A 24,504-nucleotide genomic window follows, 5' to 3' on the forward strand; every position below is an offset into this window, starting at 1 on the left:
CGCTAAGAACCAACTTTTCGGTGGCGATACGCCCAGGGGAAACACCCGTACCCATCCCGAACACGATGGTTAAGACCTGGGAGGCCGATGGTACTGCACTGGAGACGGTGTGGGAGAGTAGGTGGCTGCCGAATCTACAAAGAAGGGCTTATAGCTCAGCCGGTTAGAGCGCACGCCTGATAAGCGTGAGGTCGGTGGTTCGAGTCCACTTAAGCCCAGGTCTTTAAGTATGAGGCTGAGGAAGTAAGGTCCACTTAAGCCCATCGATAAAGTAAATATTGAAACATACCATTTGGGGGTATAGCTCAGTTGGGAGAGCGCCTGCCTTGCAAGCAGGAGGTCACGAGTTCGAATCTCGTTATCTCCATTCGATAATTGGAAACACAGAAGAATTGTTGTGGACGATTATCAAATGTACCTTGAAAATCGCATACAAGAAACGAAATGATAAGAAAAATATCAAGACATCCGAGGTAATTGTTAAAACTAATAATTAACTCATTCGAACACAACGAATTAAAAAAATGACCTATTACCAACGCACATCACGCTAGGTGTGTGTAGCAGACATCCATTCCCGTGGATGGAAGCAGTTGGTTATGCTAGAAAGAGCGTATGGTGGATGCCTTGGCACTAAGAGCCGATGAAAGACGTGATAAGCTGCGAAAAGCTTCGGGGAGGAGCAAATATCCTACGATCCGGAGATATCTGAATGGGGAAACCCGGCGGAGCAACCCTCCGTCATCTTAACGCGAATCCATAACGTTAAGAAGGGAACCCGGTGAACTGAAACATCTAAGTAGCCGGAGGAAGAGAAAGAAACATCGATTCTGTGAGTAGCGGCGAGCGAAAGCGGAAGAGCCCAAACCGACCTGCGTGCAGGTCGGGGTTCGGACTGCAAAATTGACGAGCGAGTCTAATGGAAAGGTTTTGGGAAAGCCTGCCAGAGAGGGTGAAAGCCCCGTACATGAAAGACGAGTGAGCATGGCAGTATCCAGAGTACCACGAGACACGAGAAACCTTGTGGGAATGAGCGGGGACCACCCCGTAAGGCTAAATACTCCTTAGTGACCGATAGCGCATAGTACTGTGAAGGAAAGGTGAAAAGGACCCCGGGAGGGGAGTGAAAGAGAACCTGAAACCATATGTTTACAAGCTGTGGAAGAGCTTTACATGCTCAACCGCGTACTTTTTGTAGAACGGTCCGGCGAGTTGCGCTGGCTGGCGAGGTTAAGGACTGAAGGTCCGGAGCCGAAGGGAAACCAAGTCTGAATAGGGCGAATATAGTCAGTCGGAGCAGACCCGAAACCGGGTGATCTACCCATGTCCAGGTTGAAGTTGCCGTAAAAGGCAATGGAGGACCGAACGCACATCCGTTGAAAAGGGTGGCGATGAGGTGTGGGTAGGGGAGAAATTCCAATCGAACCCGGAGATAGCTGGTTCTCCTCGAAATAGCTTTAGGGCTAGCCTCATACGAGTCTTGCGGAGGTAGAGCACTGAATTTCCTAGGGGGCGTCAAAGCTTACCGAAGAATATCAAACTCCGAATGCCGCGTAGATGATGTATGGGAGTCAGACTATACGAGATAAGTTGGATAGTCGAAAGGGAAAGAGCCCAGACCACCGGCTAAGGTCCCAAAATGTGTGTTAAGTGGAAAAGGATGTGGGATTTCGAAGACAACCAGGATGTTGGCTTAGAAGCAGCCATACATTAAAAGAGTGCGTAATAGCTCACTGGTCGAGAGGTCCTGCGCCGAAAATGTCCGGGGCTGAAACACACTACCGAAGCCGTGGAATCATCGCAAGATGATTGGTAGAGGAGCATTCTTAAAGAGAAGAAGCTGTACCGGAAGGAGCAGTGGATTTTTAAGAAGAGAGAATGCCGGAATGAGTAGCGAGAGGAAGGTGAGAATCCTTCCGGCCGAATATCTAAGGTTTCCAGAGTAAAGCTGATCTGCTCTGGGTAAGTCGGGGCCTAAGGCGAGGTCGAAAGACGTAGTCGATGGATAACAGGTTGAAATTCCTGTACTATGATATGACAGAACTGTGGGGACACGTGTGGAAAGCGGAAGCCGGGAATGGAAAGACCGGTGCAAGCAAGGTAGGAGACTGGTTGGCAAATCCGCCAGTCAATCTGAAGATGTGATGCGTACTGAAATATAAGTAAGGAAGTCCGTGAGCCATGCGTCAAGAAAAGCCGCTATTGTTCATATCGTACCCGTACCGTAAACCGACACAGGTGGATGAGGAGAGAATCCTAAGGCCGACGGGAGAAGCATTGTTAAGGAACTCGGCAAAATGACTCCGTAACTTCGGGAGAAGGAGTGCCAGTGAGAGCTGGCCGCAGAGAATTGGCCCAAGCAACTGTTTAGCAAAAACACAGGTCTATGCAAAACCGAAAGGTGAAGTATATGGGCTGACGCCTGCCCGGTGCTGGAAGGTTAAGGGGAGAGGTTAGCAGTAATGCGAAGCTTTGAACTTAAGCCCCAGTAAACGGCGGCCGTAACTATAACGGTCCTAAGGTAGCGAAATTCCTTGTCGGGTAAGTTCCGACCCGCACGAAAGGCGTAATGATTTGGGCACTGTCTCGACAATGCACCCGGTGAAATTGAAATACCAGTGAAGATGCTGGTTACCTGCGCCAGGACGGAAAGACCCCATGGAGCTTTACTCCAGCTTGATACTGGGATTCGATATTGCATGTACAGGATAGGTGGGAGACTAGGAAGCGGTGACGCCAGTTGCCGCAGAGTCGCTGTTGGGATACCACCCTTGCAGTATTGGATTTCTAACCAGCAGCCGTGAACCGGCTGGGGGACAATGTCAGGTGGGGAGTTTGACTGGGGCGGTCGCCTCCGAAAGGGTATCGGAGGCGCTCAAAGGTTCCCTCAGAATGGTTGGAAACCATTCGAAGAGTGCAAAGGCAGAAGGGAGCTTGACTGCGACACCGACGGGTGGAGCAGGTACGAAAGTAGGACTTAGTGATCCGGTGGTATAAAGTGGGATTGCCATCGCTCAACGGATAAAAGCTACCCTGGGGATAACAGGCTTATCACTCCCAAGAGTTCACATCGACGGAGTGGTTTGGCACCTCGATGTCGGCTCATCGCATCCTGGGGCTGGAGTAGGTCCCAAGGGTTGGGCTGTTCGCCCATTAAAGCGGTACGCGAGCTGGGTTCAGAACGTCGTGAGACAGTTCGGTCCCTATCCGGCGTGGGCGTAGGATATTTGAGAGGAGCTGACCTTAGTACGAGAGGACCGGGTTGGACTGGCCGCTGGTGAATCTGTTGTTCTACCAAGAGCATGGCAGAGTAGCCAAGCCGGGAAGGGATAAACGCTGAAGGCATCTAAGCGTGAAGCCCCCCTCAAGATGAGATATCCCATAACGTCAAGTTAGTAAGACCCCTTGAAGACGACAAGGTAGATAGGACAGAGGTGGAAGTGCAGTAATGTATGCAGCTGACTGTTACTAATCGGTCGAGGGCATAACCAAAAGGTGATAGGAACAAGAAGGATGAAGAGAGACTTATCGAGTGGATTGTATGTGATTTTGAAGGCACATGAAAGTACCTGAAAATAATCCTCCTTAGCTCAGTCGGTAGAGCACTCGGCTGTTAACCGAGTTGTCGTTGGTTCGAGTCCAACAGGGGGAGTTTTTGGCTCCTTGGTCAAGCGGTTAAGACATCGCCCTTTCACGGCGGTAACACGGGTTCGATTCCCGTAGGAGTCACTTATTACCACATGCCGATGTGGCTCAATTGGCAGAGCAGCTGATTTGTAATCAGCAGGTTATCGGTTCGAGTCCGATCATCGGCTTTTGCTTATGCAAAATAAGCGGTCTTTAGGTTATAAGACAAAAAAGATTTGGACCTTTAGCTCAGTTGGTTAGAGCAATCGGCTCATAACCGATCGGTCCTGGGTTCGAGTCCCTGAAGGTCCACTTTAAAAAAATATATTTTGGCCCGGTGGCTCAGTTGGTTAGAGCGCCGCCCTGTCACGGCGGAGGTCGAGGGTTCGAGTCCCTTCCGGGTCGCTTGTATCGAAGCGATACATACAATTTAATATCCCATGGGATCATAGCTCAGCTGGGAGAGCACCTGCCTTACAAGCAGGGGGTCACAGGTTCGAGCCCTGTTGGTCCCATTGCCTAATTTCCATTAGGTAGAATGCCGCAGTGGCGGAACAGGCAGACGCACAGGACTTAAAATCCTGCGGGACTTATACTCCCGTACCGGTTCGATTCCGGTTTGCGGCATTGTGTGGGTGTAGCTCAGCTGGATAGAGCGTTTGGCTACGGACCAAAAGGTCGGGAGTTCGAATCTTCTCACCCACGCTTCGGCGTTAAGCCTTGAGAAAGTGCAAATCCTTTAATTTAGAGGGTTTGCACTATTTTTGTATTTGGAAAAATTTCTGAAATATAGCAGACAATACATAATAAGAAGAATTTAAGAATATCGCAAAACTATATTTTCATTTGTATGTTATAGTAGTAACATACGAGGAGGACGAAAGATGAAAGTAATAGGAAAAATTATAAAAGGACTGCTTGTTGTAGCTTTTCTAATGATTGTATGTGTAAGTGGCATTTTTATTTACAAAGGCTACAACATGTACAAAAATGCGGTAGAGGAAATGAGTATCGAGGATAAGGTGAATGAAATAAGAGCGAAAGAGAATTATACAAAAATAGAAGAATTACCCGAGATATATCTTGAGGCTATTATTTCAGTGGAGGATCATCGATTTTATGAGCATTGGGGAGTGGATGTATTAGCTACTTTGAGAGCCGCGTATAATGATATTAGAGCAATGTCATTTGTGGAGGGTGGAAGTACGATTACACAGCAGCTTGCTAAAAATCTTTATTTTACCCAGGAAAAGAAAGTAGAAAGAAAAGTTGCGGAAGTTTTCATGGCAGTTGAATTGGAAAAAGAATATAGTAAAAAGGACATACTGGAATTATATGTGAATTCTATTTATTTTGGGAATAATTATTATTGTGTAAAAGATGCAAGTATGGGATATTTTGGGAAAGAGCCGGGAAAGATGACAGAATATGAGAGCACCTTGCTTGCCGGAATCCCGAATGCGCCGTCAGTGTATGCGCTGACGGCTAATCCGGATCTCGCAGCACAAAGGCAGAGACAAGTATTAGAAAAGATGATAAAATATAAATATCTGACATCAGAAGAAGCAGAAAAAATATTAGAGTAGACTTGGAGGATGGATTTATGAATCAGCAATTTTATGATGCGATGGAGGAAAGCCCTGTTATTGCGGCAGTGAAAGATTTTGAAGGATTAGAAAAATGCTGTAGGATTGAGGAGATCAGAGTTGTTTTTATTCTCTTTGGAGATGTATGCAATATTGATGAGATTGTGAGAAAAGTGAGGGAAAAAGGGAAAATAGCGATGGTTCATATTGATTTGATCAGTGGACTTGGCTCGAAAGAGATTGCAGTGGATTTTATAAAAAAGCATACAGAGGCAAATGGAATTATTTCTACAAAGCCATTGTTGGTTAAGAGGGCAAAGGAATTGGGGTTATATACCATATTACGCTTTTTTATCATTGATTCTATGGCATTTGAAAATATAAGCAAACAATGCCATCTGGTAAAAGCTGATTTTATAGAGATTTTGCCGGGGGTCATGCCTAAAATCATAAAGAAAATATGTAAGATGGGGAATATTCCGGTTATCGCCGGCGGTTTGGTGATGGACAAGGAAGATGTTATGGCGGCATTATCTGCAGGAGCAATATCTGTTTCTACTACAAACCAAGATGTTTGGTTGATGTAATTGTTTAAAATACACAAAAATGTAATTATATTTCTTTACAAATAGTTCAAAACATCCTAAAATAAAGATAACATGGTAATCTCAATATGGAGGTAAAGGAATATGAAGGGAAATGTAATTGTAGGACAATCGGGTGGACCTACCGCAGCAATCAATTCAAGTTTAGCGGGAGTGTATCGAACTGCAAAAGATCGTGGTGCAAAAAAAGTATATGGAATGCTTCATGGGATTCAGGGACTTTTAAAGGAGCGGTACATTGATTTATCAGAGCATATCACAAATGAGCTGGATGTGGAGCTGCTCAAACGGACGCCGGCTGCATATCTGGGGTCGTGTCGTTATAAGCTTCCAGAAATTCATGAAAACAGAGATGTTTATGAGAAAATTTTTGAAATACTCAACAAATTGGAAATTGAAGCGTTTATCTATATTGGAGGAAATGATTCAATGGACACTATTAAAAAATTGTCGGATTACGCAATTGTAACTGGGCAGCCAACGAGATTTGTCGGATGTCCAAAGACAATTGATAATGATCTTGCTTTGACGGATCATACACCTGGATATGGGAGTGCGGCAAAATATATTGGAACTTCAGTAAAAGAAATCATAAGAGACGGATTTTGCTTAGAATATGAAAAAGGTGTTGTTACCATAGTTGAGATTATGGGAAGAAATGCGGGATGGCTTACAGGGGCAGCGGCACTTGCAAAGGGAGAGGATTGTCCGGGACCTGATTTAATCTATCTTCCAGAGTTAGCATTTGATCTTGAAAAATTTAGTACAAAAATAAAAAAACTGATGGAAAAGAAGATGTCTGTTGTAGTAGCGGTTTCTGAGGGAATCAAGCTTGAGGATGGGCGTTATGTATGTGAGCTTGGAACAGGTGTTGATTTTGTAGATGCATTTGGGCATAAACAACTGACAGGAACAGCAAGCTATTTGGCAAACTTTGTTGCGGGCGAGGTGGGTTGTAAGACACGTGCGATTGAGTTGAGTACATTGCAAAGAGCAGCATCTCACCTTGCATCCCGTGTGGATATTTTGGAAGCATATCAGGTAGGTGGAGCAGCTGTAAAAGCAGCCGATGAAGGCGATTCAGGGAAAATGGTTGTCATTGAGCGATTTTCAGATGATCCATATCAAAGTGGAACGGAAGTAAAAGATGTACATAAAATAGCGAATGGAGAGAAATTAGTTCCAAGAAATTGGGTAAATCAAGAGGGAACATATGTTACAGAAGAGTTTATTACTTATGTAAAACCGTTGATTCAAGGGGATGTATCTCCTGTTATGGTAGATGGTATTCCAAGGCATTTGTATAGACCATTTTAAGTAAGAAGGGCAGAACAGAAGGTGGGGTATTTCTGTTCTGCTTTTATTTTCAAAAAATGCTTGCTTTTTGACAGAAAGTGGGCTAGTATAGATGCATATTCTAAAAGTTCTATAGATTTCAAAGGAGTTTAGTCGAGGCTCCGAGTTCCATGAATAAAAATTGAATAGAAGAGGAGGAGTGCATTTGGAAAGAGAATACGAGGTGATCCGTTTGATTCAGCAGAATGCTTCTTGCCATATTATTACGGACTGTGTTTTAGGAACAATGTTACCTGAATATCTGGAGGAGCATGGAATGATAGCAAAAGAGCAGCTATTCTCCTACTTATGTCAGATGATCAAACAGCTTGGATATTTACAAGATGTCAGAGATGCAAAGCCGTATCGCTATATCACTCCGTTTTGCATGATTATTAAGAAAAATGGGGAGTTGATGTTGTTGGATCTCAATGCAAAAGGAAATCAGCATATCGTGAATCAAATGGGAAGAGGAGAAATTCGGGATGGATTTTTAAAAAAGGGAAATTCCTATGAGGCAATGTATTCAATTGGAAAAACGATGCAGTTTATTTTGGCAAAAGCAATCATAGAGCCAAAGCTTACAAAGTATGAAGAGAGTAAGTTGAAAAAAATCATTTCAAAATGTCTGTCAGACAACGTAAAACAACAATATCAAAAAATTTCTGAAATTCTTTTTGATTTTCCACAATTAAAATATAAAAAAACAAATAAAAACAAAAAAATAAAATGGATTATAGTTGGAACAATTGTGCTTTTGGGTGGCGGTGTGAGTATGTTTCTAAGTGATGAAATGGAGGAAAAGAGACCAGAAGCGATTATTGACCAGAAAAAGGTAGATTTCTTGGAGATTGGCAGAACTTATTTTTTAGAGATGGAGGACTATAGGAAGAGTATGCAAATGTTTGAATGTGCAGAAGATGAGATAGAGGCTGCAGAAAACTATAAGGAACTGTCGGCATATATGCTTGGAGAGAGTCGAAAAAGTGAGGAGGAGATGGAGTCGATATTATCAGAGATAGAAGAAAGTCAGAAAGGCGAGTTGGTAGAAAATAGAATGATTTTTCGTGTGTGGGCAAAGATAGAAGGTACGGCCTCACTGGAAGCGAGAATCAGATTGGGGGAAAAGATATTATCGACACATGAAAAATGGAAAGAAAATGATGTGGATCAGAGGATAGAAAATGAAGTTCGAACCGTATTGGCGGAAGCATATGAAAAAACAGGAAAGGAAGAGTTGGCGTTAGAACAGTATAGGAAGGTAAGTCAATGGAATCAAACAGAAGAACTCTACCGTTCTATGGTAAGAATTGCACAAAATATTGATGAACAAGAGGCGTTGCGGCTGTGTGAAGAGGGGATAGCGGCAAATCCCAAATCAAAAGAGCTTCGTATTCAATTGATACAGATACAGTGTAAGGATAACGTGACAACAAAAGAGATGTGTGAGGAAAGTATAAGAAAAATATTGGAGGAATGTCCGGAATTAGCTGAGGAGGAAACGTTTCGAAAACTGCAGGAAGAATGTGGAATAACGATTGAAGGAGAGGTTATATGGGTAGAAAAATAGGGAAAATTTTAATTGTTTTAGGTATGATATTTTTATTAAATGTGCTTGGCTCGCGGGCTGAAGAAAAGGTGCAGATATATCAGATTTATTGTGAAGAGCCAAATGGGGAAAAAGGATATTACACAAAATCAGTCAAAGTAGAAATTGAACATTTAGATCAGGAATGCATTACAAAGTTTCAGCTGAATTTCCCGGATGGGAAAGAGTTGACTGGGGAATTGGAGAAGGCGAAAGAAAAAATTGTGCTGGAGGAGAATTTATTTGAGAAGGGAAACTATCATCTGATTGTATGGATGGAAAACAAAGAGGGAAAAATGGTGGAGGGCACCGAGCAGAAGCGGGAAATCAAGATAGATAAGGAGGCACCGGCAGACCCGATTTCTTTTCAATATTCGAAACATAATGGTGAAGAACAGATTATTTCAAATGAGGAGATAACAGTGGAAATGACTGCTTCGGATGATACTTCAGGGATTCAGGGAATTTATTATCAAATAAATGAGGAAGAGTATCAGTTTTTAGAAGGAAATTGCGTAAGTGTTGTGATTCCGGTTGGATTTGAAGGGAATCTTTCAGCATATGCGATAGACGGAGCTGGAAACAAGGGAGAAGTAACCAAGTCCTCAAAAATTATTTGTGAAGATGAAATACCGGAAATTTTAATCAGAGCGTCAGAAGGGTTAGGAAAATGGTATAGCAAACCATGTCTGATTCAGATTGACATAAGTGAACATGGAGTTGCATCAGGCATCAAACAGGTAATTTGTTCGGTAAATAATAAGGTTGTGCAAAATAGAGAGTATGAGCGTGGAGAAAAAGAGACAGAGAATGTAACAATCTCTGTTGATAAATTGTCTGAAATTGTGGTAGAGGTAAGCGATTGGGCGGGGAATTACACAAAGAAACGGGAAAAGATTTTATTTGATAATGAGAATCCGCAGCTGATTTTAGAGGGAGCAGAAGATTATTGTATAGCAGCCAATGATAAAACCCTTACATGTAAAGCGATTGATAATCAAAGAATAGTATCTGTGGGTGGTACGATTATCTGGAATGATGCCAATGGGAATAGGATAGAAAAAAGAATAGAAAGTTGGGAAAAGGACGGAGCACAATATTTTGCGAAAGAGAATCTGACGGAGAGTGGAAAGTATAAAGTTTATTTGGAAGCTGTTGATCAGGCGGGGAACAGAAGTGAAAAAGAGATGCAGATTATTATGGATAAAGAGAATCCGCTGATACATAAAATAGAAGAATTAGAGGGAAAATATGTGCCATTTTTTGAATGGAAATATGACATTTCTGAAATTGTGGAGGATTTTACCACATATACTTATCGTATTAACATGGATGGAAGAATTTGTGAGCAAAACAAGAAATATACACAGGAAGGAAAGCATTCACTGGAATTGATTGCGGAAGATTTGGCGGGAAATACATCGAGCATGGAAGTAAGATTTTTCATAGATCATACACCTCCGGAAATTCAAATCGATTGCTCAAAAGAGGAGAAGAAACTGGATATTGTCCTGGGAGAGGAACATGATTTTTTAGATGCGGTCTTTATTAATGAAAAGAAACAACAAATAGGAGAGAATGAGAGAAAGTTTTCGCATATATTTGAGAAAAGTGGAAGTTATGAAGTCTTGGTATTTGCCAGAGATCTGGCAGGGAATCAGTCAGAAAAAAAAGTCGCATTTGAGATAGAAGGAGAAAAGTCATTTTTTCAAAATTTGATACAACCTAAAAAGGAAATATTAAAGGAGAGAAAAACAGAGAAGAGACAAAACAGTTATGAGGCACTGATGTGGATTCTTGTTATAACAGGAATTGCGGTGATTGGAATCAGATATAAAAAAACCTCCCAAAACAGGGAGGATGCCGGGTAACTGCTTTCGCAATTCCCGGCACGTATTATGAAAAAGTTTATTCAAATAGTATGTTAATACTTTAGATAATTGTTAAGTTCTTTTCTTTTGATACTGTTAGTATATTCTAGAAAAGTGAAGAAATAATGTTAAATAAGTAAAGTAATTTTGAAAGATAAATGAACAAATTATGAACGAAACATCTTTCTACTATTTACGGAATGCAAAGAGCGGAAGTCCATTTTCGGTTGGAACATCTACAGAGCCTTGAATTAATGGGGCTGCATAACGAATAAACTCATCGGTTACATCGGAACCATCTTTGGTGATCCAAGAGAGAGGAACAGCTTTTTCCTGATTACAGATAATATTGACATCCGCAGTAGAAAAAGAAAGTTCATAAGGGGAAGTGTTCGTCCTCACAAAAGAGATCATCTTTCCTGTCTCCCCATTCAATGCTGCATTTACGGCAAAAGCACCGGAGTGATCCGCTTCATCTAAATCTGTCTTAGAAAGGCAGGAAGAAGAGCAGCGCTGACTCACATTCAGCTCTACGGAACGCACTTTTACACCAAGTTTTTCTTTTATGAGATTCTCCAGGTATTTTCCGGAACCTGTAAGCATCTTATGGCCAAAGGTATCAACACCCACGTCGCTTGCAAATTCACAGATAAAAGTACCATTTCCATCATTGATTCCCTCGGAAACACATACAACAAGGTTAGGGGTTGTCTCTAAAGCTTTTTTCACTTTTTCGAGAAAATCTTCCTGATTAAATGCAACTTCTGGAAGATAGATAAGCACCGGATTATCTCCCTCAAATTTTCTTGCAAGAGCACTTGCAGCAGTCAGCCATCCGGCATGACGTCCCATGATTTCTACAATTGTTACAGATTTTTTATTATCGTATACAGAGGCATCAATAGCGATTTCTCGTACTGTAGTCGCGACAAATTTTGCGGCGCTGCCAAATCCAGGTGTGTGATCAGTCTCAACCAAATCATTGTCAATTGTTTTAGGAACACCGATTACACGAATCGGACTTTGAATCTTGGCTGCGTAGCGAGAAAGCTTACTGACAGTATCCATAGAGTCATTTCCGCCAATATAAAAGAAATAACCGATATTGTAGTCTTCAAATTTTTGAAATAGTTCAGGATATACTGGATTATTTAAATCTTCCGGCAGCTTGTAGCGGCAAGACCCAAGGTAAGAACCAGGGGTAGTTCGGATGAGTTCTAAATCTCCGTTTTTCAGTAATGGGTGCATGTCCATAATCTGATTGCTTAGAAAACCTTCGATTCCATTTATCATACCATATACATGTTCTATCGATTCCGGATGTTTGAAGCCTTCGGATACAACACCATACAGACTTCCATTTATCACTGCAGTAGGTCCTCCAGACTGACCGACGATCATATTTTTCATTTGTAATTCCTCCATTTATGTAATCTATATTTACTATAACGGAAATTCGTGGAATTTACAATATATGTGTTGGAAAATTGCCCAAAATGAATTATACTATTAAGAACGTAAAAGATTGGGAGGATTGAATCATGAAGTATATATCATTTGCGATTCCCTGCTATAATTCAGAAAGCTATATGGAACATGCAATAGAGTCGATTTTAAAAGGCGGCGAAGATGTAGAGATTATTATTGTAAATGATGGATCGATGGACGGGACATCAGAGATTGCAAAACAGTATGAAAGAAAGTATCCGACGATTGTAAAAGCAATCGATAAAGAAAACGGAGGACATGGAGATGCGGTAAATACAGGATTGAAGCATGCTACCGGACTTTATTTTAAAGTAGTGGACAGCGATGACTGGGTAGATGAAGGGGCATTGGAAAAGATTTTAAGTGTATTACACGAACTGGTTGAAAAGCAGACGTTAATTGATATGCTTGTCTCCAATTATGTGTATGAAAAAGTAGGAGCAAAACATAAGAAGGTGATTCATTACCGGAATGTGATGCCGCAAGATCGAATTATCACATGGAAAGAGATGGGACATTTCCGTCTCGCTCAATATATTTTGATGCATTCAGTCATTTATCGGACGGAGCTTTTGAAGATGTGTAAGCTGGAGCTGCCAAAACACACTTTTTATGTAGATAATATTTATGTTTATTATCCGTTGCCGCATGTGAAAACATTCTATTATCTGGATGTGAATTTTTATCGTTATTTCATTGGGCGGGAGGATCAGTCGGTAAATGAGAAAAACATGATCAAGCGCATTGACCAGCAGATATTTGTTACCAAAACAATGATTGATATGTATTCTCTAAGAAAAATTCCAAATAAAAAGCTTCGGAATTATATGACAAATTATTTGGCGATTATGATGACGGTTTCCTCTATTATATGTATTCGATCTAAGAGCCAGGAAAATCTTGATAAAAAGAAAGAACTGTGGGAATATCTGAAAAAGAAAGACCATCGAGTATATTGGAAGATAAGACATGGCATTTTGGGAGAGACTATTAACTTGCCGGGAAAATCAGGAAGAAAGATATCCTCTATGGCATATACAGTTGCAAATCAGATTATAGGTTTTAATTGATTCTCGGATAAGTGAAGCAATTTTGGATATACTTTTCAAGGAAAGGAAGTGGAAAGGATGGCGTCTCAGTTAAAGAACAGTAAAACAAAAGAAAACTTGATGAAGGCATTTGCAGGAGAAAGTCAGGCAAGAAATCGTTATACTTTTGCGGCAGAGGAAGCAAGAAAAGAGGGCTTGTATGCGGTGAGTCAAATATTTTTATTTACGGCAGAACAGGAGCGGGCTCATGCAGAGCGATTTTATGAATTGTTAAAAGAGATGGCAGGAGAAACGATTGAAATCTGTGGTGGATATCCGGTTGATAAGCAGGATTCGACTGAAGAACTACTTTATGCGGCACAGCACAATGAATATGAAGAGGCGGATGATGTGTATCAGTCTTTTGGTGACGTGGCAAAAGAAGAAGGATTTATGGAAGTTGCATCCGCTTTTTATCAGATTGCGAAAATAGAGAAGATTCATGGAGACAGATTCGGAAAACTGGCGGAACTGTTAAAGACAGGAGCATATTTTGAGTGTCAAGAAGGTGAAAAATGGATGTGCTTAAATTGTGGGCATATTCATAGTGGATTGAAAGTACCGGGAGTATGTCCCGTATGCAGACATGAAAGAGGTTACTTTATTCCTGTAAGCCTTGCACCATATCTGATGGAATGTGAATAATGACAGTATCCCGATAAGCGTTAAGGCTTATCGGGAGAATACTTATTCTACTGTGCCAATTGGCAAAGTGCGGACAGGAACACCGTTGACTTCTACCTGATCGTTGATTTCAATGACGAGGCATTGTTTTCCATCGATCATTTTTGTCTCCACAAGATCGGTGCGGTCTGGATTGACTTTGATGGAAACATCAGGTGTTTCAATACTGAATTTTCTGGTCTCAGCAATATTCGTTGCCAGAAAAGATGCTTTTTCGCCTGCTATGGTGTCAAAATTATTATCAAATATTTCAATTTTTTCATCTGCAACACCGCTTTTTGCAAGGAGGCGTTTTACTTCGGGTTTCGTAAGTACAGGCACTTCCGGAGCATCTTTGGTCTCTTCGATCATCTCATTTAAGTTATCATGAATATTTTTAACAACCGTATAATCGCACTCTTCGCCAAGTGTATTCATCACAACGGCATGGAAGGTATCTTTTTGACTGCCTGCTGACATTGGGAAGGTACACCCGAGGGCGTTTTCGATAAATTCAGGTTGTAAATCTTCTGGCTTTTTTGAGTAGTACAATACCCCATGAATATCAGTGCTTCTGTCATTGAATACAGGGAATAAGAATCCTTTTACCGGTGGTTCGACAATCCAGTCACGAATCCGGTTTTCGACATGGTTCGTCTCAGGATTGTAGCAAAGTCCTTCTTTGGAAAGGTGAACCGGACAGATACTGCAAAGCACATATTCAAAAACTTCATCTGAAGCATCGAACATCTCAGTTCCATCAGTAGATTTTCCTGGAATGTCATAGGCAACGTGGATGAGAATAATGTAGTAATTCTCTCCATAATTGTAATTTTCAATAATCTTTTGATAAAATTCTTCGATGAGCATATCATCTTGCAGTTTACTGTCGCGAAGCTGCAAAAGAAATTCCTGTGTTCCACCGGAGAGTTCTTGTTCCAGTGGAAATTCCATGTTCAGCAGATTTTTTCCGATTGTTCCGGAGAGTGTCTGTTTAAAGATATTGAGATACTTGAAAATTTCTTCTTCCGGAAGGGACAAAAAGGCATCTTTCGTCTGTGATTTAATTTCTTTTTCCCCATCTACATAGCAGCCGCAGATTCGGGTGATAGAGCAGTCTTCGGGTTTGAACTGCTTTCTAAGTTCTAATACTTCTTTTTTATTCATAATGGATACTCCTCTTTTATCATAATACTGATGTAATATTAGCATATGGAAAAAAAATTTACAAATAAATTATCGGAATGAATATGTTAGTATGGGAGGTGAAAATATGGCAGACCAAAAAATAGAGAATCTGTTAAATCTGGCATTGAATGCTACAAGACGAGAACGGGAAAAATCGCTGGAATTAGATGTTGGATATAGCAGAGATGACAAGGAATGGGAACTGATAGTGAAATATTCGGGGACATTGAATGAACTGCGGGAAATAGGAATTCAGGTGGTTGAATTGAGCAATGAATTTGCAATTTTAACAGTACCAGAGAGCTTGGTAGAACGTTTGGCTGATTTTCCACAGATTGAATATGTCGAAAAGCCGAAACGATTATTTTTTCAGGCAGCAAACGGGAGAAGAGTATCCTGTGTGCCACCAGTGCAGAACCCTCCATTTTCATTGTTTGGTTCAGGGGTTCTTGTTGCAATTATCGACTCAGGAATCGATTATACAAATCCGGATTTTCGCAATGACGACGGAACGACAAGAATACGTAATCTTTGGGATCAGACAATCATGGGAAATCCACCGGAAGGATATTTGATAGGGACAGAATTTACGAGAGAACAGATTGATGAAGCAATAAAGCAGCCGACAGTGCCGATGCGTATGCAAATTGTGCCGAGCGTGGATGTATCAGGTCATGGGACATCAGTAGCAGGAATTGCAGCTGGAAATGGAAGAGGAAGCAGAGGGAGAATTTATCGGGGAGTTGCGACACAGAGTGAACTTCTTGTGGTGAAACTTGGAAATCCGAGGGAAGAAGGATTCCCTCGCACAACAGAACTAATGCAGGCGATAGATTACGTAGTACGAAAAGCACTTTTTTATAAACAGCCGGTGGCAATTAATATCAGCTTTGGCTACCCCTCTGTAACGGCTCTGATACTTTGGACAAGGAAGTATCAGAAGTGCCCATTAAATATAAATCTACAGTTTTTCCATTCCATACTACTTTATCTATAAATAGTCTCAGAGCAGAACGCTTTTCTTCTACACTCATAGAATCAAAAGAATGGCTGAAAGAAGCAAGCATTTTCGGAACAAATTCTAATTCCGCGTCCAGCATGACAGACTGATTTTCTGAGACTTCTGATAATTCTTTGATGTCTTTCTCAAGTTGTATTTTTTCTGAGTGAATCGAATTAATTCGTTTTTGTATATAAGTATGAGCAGGAGAATCAGCACTTTCAGCAAGAGATATAAGCAGATTATTGATTTGCTTTTCTTTTTCTGAAAGACTGTTCTTTAAAGATTTTAATTCTGCCTTATGCGTATCCCCTTTGGCGAGTAAAGCCTTTTTTGTTTCTTTCCATTGTCTCATAAAGACAGAATCATCTTCTGCTAATTTTTTGATTTCATTACAGACCATCTCATCAAGAAGATTACCGGGAGCATTTTTCATAGCACAATTCTTCTGTCTGCTTTTTTCTTTCGTTTCACATAGATAATTAAAAGAGCGTGAGCCATCCGGTTTGGTAGAATGTCCCATTTTTGGACGCATTTTATTTCCGCAATGCCCACAGAAAATCAGACCAGACAAAAGAGCCTGATTGCTTCTTGGTTTGCGGAATGTTTTAGAAGCATTTAGCGTAAGCATATTCTGTACTTTTACCCAGTCTTTTCCAGAGACAAGAGGAGTATGTTTTCCGATTGCGATAATCCATGCCTCGTATTCTTTCATGTCGTGAGGGATACCACTAGTCTGATTACTCTTATTAAATGCCATAATTCCGTATTTACTGCTACATTCTGATTTCTCAAAGCAGAGATTAGCATTTAATTCGTGAAAATACTCCCATACAGTTTTATCGGCACTGGCATAGACAGGATTTTTTAAAATATTTTTAATAGCAAAACATTTAAAAGGTATATTATTGCGGGTGTAGATATGTTCTTCCTGTAATAATTTTTCTACCATAGTGAGAGAATTTGTTTCCAGATAGGCAGAGAAAATTTTCTGAATCGTTCGAGATTCTTCGGGAATGGGTTCAAGCATATATGCTTTCCTGGTTTTGCCGTTTGAAGCAATACTTCCGGTAGTGACAGTGCTTTTATATCCGGTAGGAGTTGTACCGCCGAGCCAATGTCCGCTCCTTGCCAGAGTCTGGAAGTTGTCTTTTAGTCGTTCGGCAAGATTCTCTCGTTCCATTTGTGCAAATACGGAAGTAATCATCATCATGGCTTTTCCCATAGGTGTCGAGGTATCGAAAGATTCTTTGACTGACACGAAACTGATGCCCCATTCAGCAAGTTGGTCAGATAATATGGAGAAATCTTTAACACTTCGGGAAATACGGTCTAACTGATAGCAGATAATGACTTTTATTTCTTTGCGTTTGCAGGCATCTAACATAATTTGAAACTGAGGACGATTGGTATTTTTGCCGGAGTATCCTTCATCTTCAAAAATAATAATAGAATCTTCATCATCTATATCATAATGAAATTTCAAGTATTCTTTGCATCTGGTAATCTGATTATCGATACTTTCACCTTTTCCAGTAAACTTAGATTTTCTTGAATAAATTGCATATTTTCTTGTATCTTTCCCTGTCATATCTGCACCCCATAATTATTTTATTTTTCAAACTAATTATAAATGCAGAAGTTGGGAATTGCAAAAAGAATTTTATGAAAGACATTGATAATATATAAAAAACAAGATATAATTATATCAATAAAAAGATATATTAATAAGGCAATGGGAAAGGATGAAGAAAATGATTATTAAGGCTTCAGCAACACTTCGGAACGATTATGCTTCTATTTCTAATCTTGCGAGAAAAACAAGTGAACCGATTTATATAACAAAAAATGGGGAGGGTGACGGAGTATTTATGAGTATCGATGCCTTTGAGAAAAGAGAGCAGGCATTAGAACTTCGTGCAAAAATTATGCAGGCAGAAGAGGAACGGTTAAGCGGAGCAAAGACAAGAAGTATCTCCGAAGCAAGAAAGGAATTGAGAGAACGTGCAGGAACAATATAAAGTAGAGATTCTTCCTACGGCATGGGAAGATTTGAAAAAGATTGAAGATTATTATCTACTTCAATTTGGTGTGGAATCCGCTATGAAAGTTACAGAGCAGGTTTTGGACAGTATTGAGCGATTAGAGAACTTTCCAGACTCCGGTTCTCTGACACCGGATAAATGGTTGAATAAGCAAGGGTATCGAATGGTCATATCTGAAAGGTATGTTTCTATATATCGGCAGATAGAAAAAACAATTTATGTGTACCATATTGCAGATACACAGACAGAATATACAAAGTTGTTTTCGTGATGGCAAAGAGGTAGTAAGATGAAAGAATGTCCAAATTGTAGTATGGAATTGCCGGATGAAGCACATTATTGCCCGAGGTGTATGTTTCAATATGAGAAACAGGAAATACAAATAAAAGACAGGCATAGGAAGCATATTCCATTATTGTTAATTGGGAGTGTATTGGTGATTGGTGTGTTCATTTGTATGCCATTTGTAAGGCGTAGAATACAAGACAACATGAACAGCAATTACACAGAGGAGTTGGATATTCCAAATGTCATTAACGAAAATTTTAGGACAGGTGAGAATATTATCTATGATTCCGAAGTGGAAAATGATTTAAGGGATGTGCTTGGAAGTGGGGTTGTTGACATTAAAGCAACATTAGGCGAAGAAACGGATGAAATGTATCGTGAAAATGGAATGGATATCTATACATTCGGGATGATAACTGTTGCAGTAAATCAAGAAGAGGTTATACAAGATATTTTGATTGATTATACAGTAGGAGAAAATAAAAAAGAATATGGTATCTATGGGATTGCTGGGATATCTGATGCTGATGCAGTGAAAACAATATTGGGAACACCGGATCAGGAGTATGAAAAAGAACTCTGCTATCGTTTTGACAGAGAGTTTGGTCTAGGATTGAATATCAATTTTTCTGACGATGGTATGGTGGAACAGTTGGAATATTATTATGTGCAATAATTATAGGGTGTCTTCATTTTCCGTATAAAGTAATTCATTTATCTGATAAATGGAAAACTGATGATTTTTTCCCCATATAAGCAGACTGTCACGTTTTTGTTTTGGGTATAAAGGAGCAAATCCTGCATATTTTAAAAGAGTTTGTGTTTCCTCAAGTGAAAGTTCCAGTCCAAAGGAAATGGAAATCAGTTTGTCACGTGAAGGAATACGCTTTCCTGAAAAAATTTGATATCCATAAATTTCATTGAGTTCCGAATTTTTAATGACCGTTGATTTTTTCAGAGATTTCTCTTCTAACAGCTGGTTCAAATAGTTGGAAAGAGCAGAATCGATCAAATAATCCTGTTCGTTGCTTATGTATTCTTTGACAGACGAACATTGATTTAGTGCGTCCATCAGTTCATCAGTTGGTTTTTTAATCATCTTTATCACCTCGTAGAGAGTATACCATGGGGAAATCAGGTTGGCAATGGGAGAAAGTTATGTATCAGTGGTTAGTTGAGAACTTGAAAGAGTATTATACTTTTGTAAAAGTATTAAAGAAAAAAGACTGCGGTGAAGTGCTTTTATATAAACATAATCAGGTGGGAAACTATGTGGTAGTCAAGAAATTAAAAGGGATTTATCCTGCGTATGAAAGACTGCTTGGGGTGAAACAAGAACACCTTCCCTTAATTTATGAAGTATGTCGTAATGAAGAAGAAACGATTATTTTGGAAGAATTTATACCGGGGATTACGATTGCAGAACGATTGGAACAGGAAACACTATCAGAAGGTTATGTGAGGGAAATCATAAGTCAGGTGTGTGACGGATTATATGCATTGCACTTGAATCAGATTATTCATAGAGATATCAAACCGGAAAATGTAATGGTTATGAAAAATCGAGAAGTGAAAATTATTGATTTTGATGCCGCTAAAATCTATAAAATGTATTCGGAAAAAGATACGAGAACGGTGGGGACAATCGGTTATGCTGCACCGGAGCAATACGGAGAGGCTCAATCCGATGAGAGAACGGATATCTATGGATTGGGAATTATGATGAACGTCATGCTGACCGGAAAACACCCTGTGAATGAGATGGCAACCGGAAAAATCGGAAATATCATAGAAAAATGTATCATGGTAAATCCAAGTAAACGTTATAGGGATGTAATGGAAGTGAAAGAAAAACTAAATAAACTTCGTTACTAAGCTGCGTGCATAGTACAAAAGAACTGCCTGTCATTATAATGATGATAGGCAGTTTTTCTGCTAGTTGGATGAATGGGAACGGGGGTAAGGTTTCTTTTCATCCGTCAGTCCGGAAAGATAGTCCATGCTTGTGTCAAGGGCGAGGGCTATCTTCCGGCATTGTTCAAAGGTATAGTAACGTTTGCCATTTTCTATCTTGGAGTAATCGCTTTGGTCTATACCAGTTAAATGCTGCATCTTGATTTGCGTGTAGCCACGTTCTTTGCGTAAGTCTTTTAAGCGTGACAATAGGTATTGCACCTCCTTTTTGTGGAGTGTTGAAATATAATTAAATTATGTCACGATGACCTATTGACTATTAGGGTGCGATTGACCTAAAATATAATAAAAATGATAAGTATACGAAGGAGAAATGTTTTATGGATAATTTAATGAAAGAAGAAAGAGAAATTTTCAAGGGTGCTGCAAATATGCAGTATCAAAAAGGTCCAGCAAGTGTATTGGGATATAACAAGGGAGGACATCTGACTTTGACAAACCAAAGGCTGATTTTTATAGCACATGCTTTGAATATAGGTCAAAAAGAATATTATATTCCATTGAGTGAGATTAAATATGCACAAAATGGTTTTCACATTTTAACACCGACTCCAAACATGATAAAAATTGAATGTAATAGTGGGGAAATATATAAATTTGTCGTAAAAGGTAAAGAAAAAGATATATGGAAAAAATTGATTATGCAATATGCTTTAGAAGTAAAACAAAAGCAAACGGTAGAATTAAATGATAATGCGTCAGTAAAATTTTGTAGTAATTGTGGGAATGAAATTTTGACGAATGCAAAATTTTGTGGGAATTGCGGAACACAGATACAACAATAGATAGAAGTAACTAAGGAGAAGTAAGTATGGGGAAAATATGTTTAAAGTGCGGCAATGAATTAAATGATAATGCAAAATTTTGCAGCAAGTGTGGTAGTCAGTATGAAGATTTAAAAGCAGAAGAGCAGGAGGAAGAGTCTGCATGTCAAGAGGAGAGTAAATTTTGCTCGTATTGTGGGAACAGAATAAGCATGAATGCGAAATTTTGCTCTATATGCGGAAATAGTTTGATACTTAATAATAGCAATCAAGACCAGATGGAAATGCAAAAAGAGGATGTGCTGAGGAAAGTAAAAAAAGGTGTAGGAGGATTCGTTAATACAATTAATGAGATGACAGGTCAGGAGGGAAATGTTGAAATTCGTTTAAAGGAATTAGTTAGTGGAGTATTAAAGAAACACTCCCTGGCGGAACGAGAAGAACTTTTCATTTGTGGAACGAAAAAAACAACTCCGAAAGAAAGTGAAATGGTTGCTGACTGGCCGAAACCTTGGTTGTTTTCAAGAGTTTTTCTGCTCTTTTCAATTGTATTTATAGGTCTTCTTATCGTAATAATGGAATTTGGAAATATGAATGGTATTCCGGGAGCTATGTTTGTTGGTGCGTTGGCAGTACCGTTTTCGCTTGTTGTTTTCTTTTGGGAAACGAATGTGCCAAGAAACATCAGTATTTTTGATGTTGTATCTACATTTTTTGTGGGTGGTGTTTTATCATTGATTTCAACACTATTGTTGTATGAGGTAGTAGGTGTTGGCGAATTAGATTATATTGGTGCAATTCTGGTTGGAATAGTGGAAGAGATAGGAAAAATCATAGTTGTTGGACATTATATCAAAAAGCAAAACACAAAATATATCTTGAATGGATTATTGTTGGGAGCCTGTGTCGGGGCAGGATTTGCAGTATTTGAGACTGCGGGGTACGCTTTTAATGGTCTGCTGTCTTCTCAGGATATTTCCTATATGATTGATATACTGTTCCTGCGTGCAGTTCTCTCGATAGGAGCACATACAGTGTGGACAGCGATAGCGGCAGTAGGACTTGTTTTGGCGAAAGGAGAGAATGAGTTTGATAATAATGATTATTATAAGCCCCAGTTTTTGAAATTTTTAATACTTGTAATTGTTATGCATGCCATTTGGGATATGCCAATTACGTTCGGAAGTTCTATATATTTGATACAGATATTATTGTGTGTTATTGCGATTACAGTTGTTTTAATTTTACTTAGTTCAGGACTGAGACAGGTTTCGTTAATTGCAGATAAGGCGAGAAAAAATATAAGAGACTCCTTCCGAAATATGGAATACAATACAGATGAAAATGATATTAGGGGAGGGCAGAATGATGAGAAAATACTGTGAACAGTGCGGAACAGAATTAGAAGATAATGCAATGTTTTGTCCGGAGTGCGGAACGAAATGCCATTGTGAAAATGTTGAAGTGAAAGAACGATCAAAGGAAAATAAAAGTAAGAAAAAGATATTTTTAATAGGAATGGGCGTTCTTTTGTTGACTCTTTGTATTATTGGCAGTGTGACAGGATTCTTTTCCGATTTCAAAAAGGGGTATAAAGAAGCAGGAAAAGAGACAAGTGCAAAAAGGGGAGAGTCGGCTTTAACAGAAGATGGAAAAGCATATAAGATGACAGTACAAGAGTACTGTGATAGATTTAATGAAATGGCGAATGAATCATGGTGTAGTGGTGATGAGGAGATTTTTCGTATGGAAGTGTATGAGGGAACTTTAGACTCACTACAAGAAGCGGCTGTCTACGATTCAGAGGTGGAAGAATTGATGGTTCAAACTATGACGCCTCAAATGATACTTGGAACGACTTTATTAGAAAGTGAAGATGCGGATGAGTTTCCAAATGGAGAAAATTACTTGAGATATACTTATACCAATCAGTATTCTTTTATTCCAGACAATATTGGAGTTCAGATTTTAGCATTAAAAGACACGAAACAGATTGTGGGAATTGCAGCTCAGTTTCCGATGAATTATCGAAACGTAGGAGATAGGTTCGGGAAATTAATTTGCGATTCATTCGGTGAAGATACAGATGAATTTCAAGAGTTGTATCTTAAAATGAAAGAAGCAGGCGGATATGGTCATATGTACAAAGATGGAACGGTATTTGAATTAATGTATTATAATGATTCGGAAGAAGCTGCTTTGTTTAAGATGAGTGCTTGTACGAAAGAACATTACGAAGAAGCATGGGTAAATAATCCTGATTTACCAAGTAAAGAGAATCCGATTGAAAACAGTGAAGAGGATTTGGAAATAAGTAGTGAAGAAAATGCAGAAGTAAATAATCCAGAAATAAACGATACGGAAACGGGCATCAATGAAAGTTCGGAAACACAACAAAATGAAATTCTTGAAATGTTTGATAATTTGATATTTTACGAGGGAACATGGGGAGATTTTGGATCGCATGTGAATGAATATCAAGGACTGGTAGAAAGTGCAATTAAAAATTCAATTTCTCTTTCAGATTATTTTGGCGATGTGAATGGTACATATATGATTTTAGAAAAGAGAATATCAAACGATGATGTGTTAGAGAATGGACCATCGGCAACAAATCAATTATATACGATTACTTTTGAAGGTCCAAGCGTGACGGGAACAGGAGGAGCAAGATATTTGGATTGTACAGTAAGCAGTCCGGACGGTGTGAATTTAGTTTACAATGAAATTTCATATTATTGATTGCTAAAGGTTGAGAAGTTAAATAAGTATCGTGAAGGGCGTTTAGTGACATTTACAGACTTTTTAGGAGTTTTTTGGTAGCCCGCTTGACTAAAACGGTGATTTGTTCTTAAAAGGACAAATACGAGTTCGACAATTTTATAAAGATGAAGCGAGAGAGATTTCAGAAATGGAGTCTCTCTTTTCTTTTATAGAAGTAAGACTTGATTATTAAGAAAACAACAGGAAAAAAGGTGATTTTGAGGACGTTTTGAAAGACTAAAAACGAGTACATTCATAAAAAGATAAAGGTAGACACTTTAAATGTAAACAAATTGTGAACAATTCTAAGTTGAGGATGCGGAACTCTGCTCATAACGAGTTCGTATTATCCGGGCTATAAGCAAAACTCGGAAATACATTAAAAGGAGGTCTTGCTATGACTCAACGAACAAACCATAGCAAAAATATTTATATTTCAAGGGAGGAGGTGAACGGCAGGATTCCTCTGGATGATTCTGTTTCAACGACATGTGTTACAAATCATATTGTTGAAATGACCGTGATGGAAAAACCGATTCGACGGAAGTGTGCAATTAAAAGATTGGATAAAGACCATTATGTGAATCTGAGAACTGGTGAGGTATGTGAATTTCGTCACTCAGTGAAAAAT

The 24,504-nt window shown here is 39.4% G+C and carries 20 protein-coding genes, 10 tRNA genes and 2 rRNA genes; 27 read left to right on the forward strand and 5 right to left on the reverse strand.

The window, feature by feature from the left end:
• Positions 1-16 precede the first annotated feature (16 nt).
• From rrf to AC6I5B_RS04100, 17 genes are all read left to right on the forward strand, one after another.
• Positions 17-134: ribosomal RNA gene (rrf, locus tag AC6I5B_RS04020) — 5S ribosomal RNA — on the forward strand.
• 10 nt (positions 135-144) lie between these two features.
• Positions 145-218 (forward strand) — tRNA-Ile (locus AC6I5B_RS04025).
• Positions 219-294: 76 nt separating this feature from the next.
• Positions 295-367: transfer RNA gene (locus AC6I5B_RS04030), tRNA-Ala, on the forward strand.
• 228 nt (positions 368-595) lie between these two features.
• Positions 596-3,492: ribosomal RNA gene (locus AC6I5B_RS04035) — 23S ribosomal RNA — on the forward strand.
• Between the two features lie 87 nt (positions 3,493-3,579).
• Positions 3,580-3,652 (forward strand) — tRNA-Asn (locus AC6I5B_RS04040).
• Between the two features lie 5 nt (positions 3,653-3,657).
• Positions 3,658-3,729, forward strand: a tRNA-Glu gene (locus AC6I5B_RS04045).
• A gap of 13 nt (positions 3,730-3,742) precedes the next feature.
• Positions 3,743-3,815 (forward strand) — tRNA-Thr (locus AC6I5B_RS04050).
• A gap of 50 nt (positions 3,816-3,865) precedes the next feature.
• Positions 3,866-3,939, forward strand: a tRNA-Ile gene (locus tag AC6I5B_RS04055).
• Between the two features lie 19 nt (positions 3,940-3,958).
• Positions 3,959-4,032: transfer RNA gene (locus AC6I5B_RS04060), tRNA-Asp, on the forward strand.
• 37 nt (positions 4,033-4,069) lie between these two features.
• Positions 4,070-4,142, forward strand: a tRNA-Val gene (locus AC6I5B_RS04065).
• Between the two features lie 25 nt (positions 4,143-4,167).
• Positions 4,168-4,254: transfer RNA gene (locus AC6I5B_RS04070), tRNA-Leu, on the forward strand.
• Positions 4,255-4,258: 4 nt separating this feature from the next.
• Positions 4,259-4,332, forward strand: a tRNA-Arg gene (locus AC6I5B_RS04075).
• A gap of 179 nt (positions 4,333-4,511) precedes the next feature.
• Positions 4,512-5,213, forward strand: coding sequence for a transglycosylase domain-containing protein (locus AC6I5B_RS04080; protein WP_004614775.1), 702 nt, complete (start codon positions 4,512-4,514; stop codon positions 5,211-5,213).
• A gap of 17 nt (positions 5,214-5,230) precedes the next feature.
• Positions 5,231-5,800, forward strand: coding sequence for a glycerol-3-phosphate responsive antiterminator (locus AC6I5B_RS04085; RefSeq protein WP_004614774.1), 570 nt, complete (start codon positions 5,231-5,233; stop codon positions 5,798-5,800).
• 102 nt (positions 5,801-5,902) lie between these two features.
• Entirely contained in the window at positions 5,903-7,135 is a 1,233-nt protein-coding gene (locus AC6I5B_RS04090; RefSeq protein WP_004614773.1) for a 6-phosphofructokinase, read from the forward strand.
• 184 nt (positions 7,136-7,319) lie between these two features.
• Positions 7,320-8,723 carry a tetratricopeptide repeat protein gene (locus tag AC6I5B_RS04095; protein ID WP_044988172.1) on the forward strand — a complete coding sequence of 468 codons (1,404 nt, stop codon included), beginning with the start codon at positions 7,320-7,322 and terminating at the stop codon, positions 8,721-8,723.
• Complete coding sequence (locus tag AC6I5B_RS04100; RefSeq protein ID WP_117787488.1) at positions 8,708-10,612, forward strand: hypothetical protein; 1,905 nt, start codon at positions 8,708-8,710, stop codon at positions 10,610-10,612. Before AC6I5B_RS04095 ends, AC6I5B_RS04100 begins: the two co-directional genes overlap by 16 nt.
• A 189-nt stretch (positions 10,613-10,801) precedes the next feature.
• Here the strand turns inward: AC6I5B_RS04100 and AC6I5B_RS04105 are convergent, their stop codons facing one another.
• Entirely contained in the window at positions 10,802-12,022 is a 1,221-nt protein-coding gene (locus AC6I5B_RS04105) for a 6-phosphofructokinase (protein WP_022250495.1), read from the reverse strand.
• A gap of 131 nt (positions 12,023-12,153) precedes the next feature.
• Between AC6I5B_RS04105 and AC6I5B_RS04110 the strand changes: the two genes are divergently transcribed.
• Both AC6I5B_RS04110 and rbr read left to right on the forward strand, forming a co-directional pair.
• A complete protein-coding gene (locus AC6I5B_RS04110; protein WP_022250496.1) occupies positions 12,154-13,170 on the forward strand; it encodes a glycosyltransferase family 2 protein in 1,017 nt (338 codons plus the stop codon).
• Positions 13,171-13,227: 57 nt separating this feature from the next.
• Positions 13,228-13,833, forward strand: coding sequence for a rubrerythrin (gene rbr, locus AC6I5B_RS04115; protein WP_004614768.1), 606 nt, complete (start codon positions 13,228-13,230; stop codon positions 13,831-13,833).
• A gap of 42 nt (positions 13,834-13,875) precedes the next feature.
• On the opposite strand, the gene AC6I5B_RS04120 is transcribed toward rbr, so the two are convergent.
• Positions 13,876-15,018, reverse strand: a complete 1,143-nt coding sequence (locus AC6I5B_RS04120) for a DUF4317 domain-containing protein (RefSeq protein ID WP_022250497.1) — start codon at positions 15,016-15,018, stop codon at positions 13,876-13,878.
• Positions 15,019-15,124: 106 nt separating this feature from the next.
• Between AC6I5B_RS04120 and AC6I5B_RS04125 the strand changes: the two genes are divergently transcribed.
• Positions 15,125-16,036, forward strand: coding sequence for a S8 family serine peptidase (locus tag AC6I5B_RS04125; protein ID WP_497773631.1), 912 nt, complete (start codon positions 15,125-15,127; stop codon positions 16,034-16,036).
• Here the strand turns inward: AC6I5B_RS04125 and AC6I5B_RS04130 are convergent.
• On the reverse strand, positions 15,924-17,630 hold the full coding sequence (locus AC6I5B_RS04130; RefSeq protein WP_497773632.1) for a recombinase family protein: 1,707 nt from the start codon (positions 17,628-17,630) through the stop codon (positions 15,924-15,926). The two genes, AC6I5B_RS04125 and AC6I5B_RS04130, sit on opposite strands and share 113 nt — an antisense overlap.
• Before the next feature lie 163 nt (positions 17,631-17,793).
• On the opposite strand from AC6I5B_RS04130, the gene AC6I5B_RS04135 reads away from it, so the two are divergent.
• The 3 genes from AC6I5B_RS04135 to AC6I5B_RS04145 are packed head-to-tail and all read left to right on the forward strand — an operon-like array spanning position 17,794 to position 19,048.
• A complete protein-coding gene (locus AC6I5B_RS04135; protein ID WP_154323050.1) occupies positions 17,794-18,060 on the forward strand; it encodes a type II toxin-antitoxin system prevent-host-death family antitoxin in 267 nt (88 codons plus the stop codon).
• Entirely contained in the window at positions 18,044-18,355 is a 312-nt protein-coding gene (locus AC6I5B_RS04140) for a type II toxin-antitoxin system RelE/ParE family toxin (protein WP_497773633.1), read from the forward strand. Before AC6I5B_RS04135 ends, AC6I5B_RS04140 begins: the two co-directional genes overlap by 17 nt.
• An 18-nt stretch (positions 18,356-18,373) precedes the next feature.
• Positions 18,374-19,048, forward strand: a complete 675-nt coding sequence (locus tag AC6I5B_RS04145) for a zinc ribbon domain-containing protein (RefSeq protein ID WP_459632988.1) — start codon at positions 18,374-18,376, stop codon at positions 19,046-19,048.
• Here the strand turns inward: AC6I5B_RS04145 and AC6I5B_RS04150 are convergent, their stop codons facing one another.
• Complete coding sequence (locus AC6I5B_RS04150; RefSeq protein ID WP_459632989.1) at positions 19,049-19,471, reverse strand: hypothetical protein; 423 nt, start codon at positions 19,469-19,471, stop codon at positions 19,049-19,051.
• A gap of 59 nt (positions 19,472-19,530) precedes the next feature.
• On the opposite strand from AC6I5B_RS04150, the gene AC6I5B_RS04155 reads away from it, so the two are divergent.
• Positions 19,531-20,247 (forward strand): serine/threonine-protein kinase, encoded by a 717-nt coding sequence (locus AC6I5B_RS04155; RefSeq protein ID WP_459632990.1) that lies wholly within the window; start codon positions 19,531-19,533, stop codon positions 20,245-20,247.
• A 60-nt stretch (positions 20,248-20,307) separates the two neighbouring features.
• Here AC6I5B_RS04155 and AC6I5B_RS04160 read toward each other — a convergent pair whose 3' ends face one another.
• A complete protein-coding gene (locus AC6I5B_RS04160; RefSeq protein ID WP_459632991.1) occupies positions 20,308-20,535 on the reverse strand; it encodes a helix-turn-helix domain-containing protein in 228 nt (75 codons plus the stop codon).
• 131 nt (positions 20,536-20,666) lie between these two features.
• Between AC6I5B_RS04160 and AC6I5B_RS04165 the strand changes: the two genes are divergently transcribed.
• The 3 genes from AC6I5B_RS04165 to AC6I5B_RS04175 are packed head-to-tail and all read left to right on the forward strand — an operon-like array spanning position 20,667 to position 23,852.
• Positions 20,667-21,131, forward strand: a complete 465-nt coding sequence (locus AC6I5B_RS04165) for a zinc-ribbon domain-containing protein (RefSeq protein ID WP_497773634.1) — start codon at positions 20,667-20,669, stop codon at positions 21,129-21,131.
• A 26-nt stretch (positions 21,132-21,157) separates the two neighbouring features.
• Complete coding sequence (locus tag AC6I5B_RS04170; RefSeq protein ID WP_459632993.1) at positions 21,158-22,495, forward strand: PrsW family glutamic-type intramembrane protease; 1,338 nt, start codon at positions 21,158-21,160, stop codon at positions 22,493-22,495.
• Complete coding sequence (locus tag AC6I5B_RS04175; protein ID WP_459632994.1) at positions 22,476-23,852, forward strand: zinc-ribbon domain-containing protein; 1,377 nt, start codon at positions 22,476-22,478, stop codon at positions 23,850-23,852. The genes AC6I5B_RS04170 and AC6I5B_RS04175 overlap by 20 nt, the downstream gene beginning before the upstream one ends.
• Positions 23,853-24,504 lie beyond the last annotated feature (652 nt).

The sequence above is a fragment of the Faecalimonas nexilis genome (assembly GCF_059731825.1).

Coding starts and splice junctions, on each gene's coding strand:
- AC6I5B_RS04080 (WP_004614775.1), top strand. CDS start 4,512: ATGAAAGTAATAGGAAAAATTATAAAAGGACTGCTTGTTGTAGCTTTT.
- AC6I5B_RS04085 (WP_004614774.1), top strand. CDS start 5,231: ATGAATCAGCAATTTTATGATGCGATGGAGGAAAGCCCTGTTATTGCG.
- AC6I5B_RS04090 (WP_004614773.1), top strand. CDS start 5,903: ATGAAGGGAAATGTAATTGTAGGACAATCGGGTGGACCTACCGCAGCA.
- AC6I5B_RS04100 (WP_117787488.1), top strand. CDS start 8,708: ATGGGTAGAAAAATAGGGAAAATTTTAATTGTTTTAGGTATGATATTT.
- AC6I5B_RS04105 (WP_022250495.1), bottom strand. CDS start 12,022: ATGAAAAATATGATCGTCGGTCAGTCTGGAGGACCTACTGCAGTGATA.
- AC6I5B_RS04110 (WP_022250496.1), top strand. CDS start 12,154: ATGAAGTATATATCATTTGCGATTCCCTGCTATAATTCAGAAAGCTAT.
- rbr (WP_004614768.1), top strand. CDS start 13,228: ATGGCGTCTCAGTTAAAGAACAGTAAAACAAAAGAAAACTTGATGAAG.
- AC6I5B_RS04120 (WP_022250497.1), bottom strand. CDS start 15,018: ATGAATAAAAAAGAAGTATTAGAACTTAGAAAGCAGTTCAAACCCGAA.
- AC6I5B_RS04125 (WP_497773631.1), top strand. CDS start 15,125: ATGGCAGACCAAAAAATAGAGAATCTGTTAAATCTGGCATTGAATGCT.
- AC6I5B_RS04130 (WP_497773632.1), bottom strand. CDS start 17,630: ATGACAGGGAAAGATACAAGAAAATATGCAATTTATTCAAGAAAATCT.
- AC6I5B_RS04135 (WP_154323050.1), top strand. CDS start 17,794: ATGATTATTAAGGCTTCAGCAACACTTCGGAACGATTATGCTTCTATT.
- AC6I5B_RS04145 (WP_459632988.1), top strand. CDS start 18,374: ATGAAAGAATGTCCAAATTGTAGTATGGAATTGCCGGATGAAGCACAT.
- AC6I5B_RS04150 (WP_459632989.1), bottom strand. CDS start 19,471: ATGATTAAAAAACCAACTGATGAACTGATGGACGCACTAAATCAATGT.
- AC6I5B_RS04155 (WP_459632990.1), top strand. CDS start 19,531: ATGTATCAGTGGTTAGTTGAGAACTTGAAAGAGTATTATACTTTTGTA.
- AC6I5B_RS04165 (WP_497773634.1), top strand. CDS start 20,667: ATGGATAATTTAATGAAAGAAGAAAGAGAAATTTTCAAGGGTGCTGCA.
- AC6I5B_RS04170 (WP_459632993.1), top strand. CDS start 21,158: ATGGGGAAAATATGTTTAAAGTGCGGCAATGAATTAAATGATAATGCA.
- AC6I5B_RS04175 (WP_459632994.1), top strand. CDS start 22,476: ATGATGAGAAAATACTGTGAACAGTGCGGAACAGAATTAGAAGATAAT.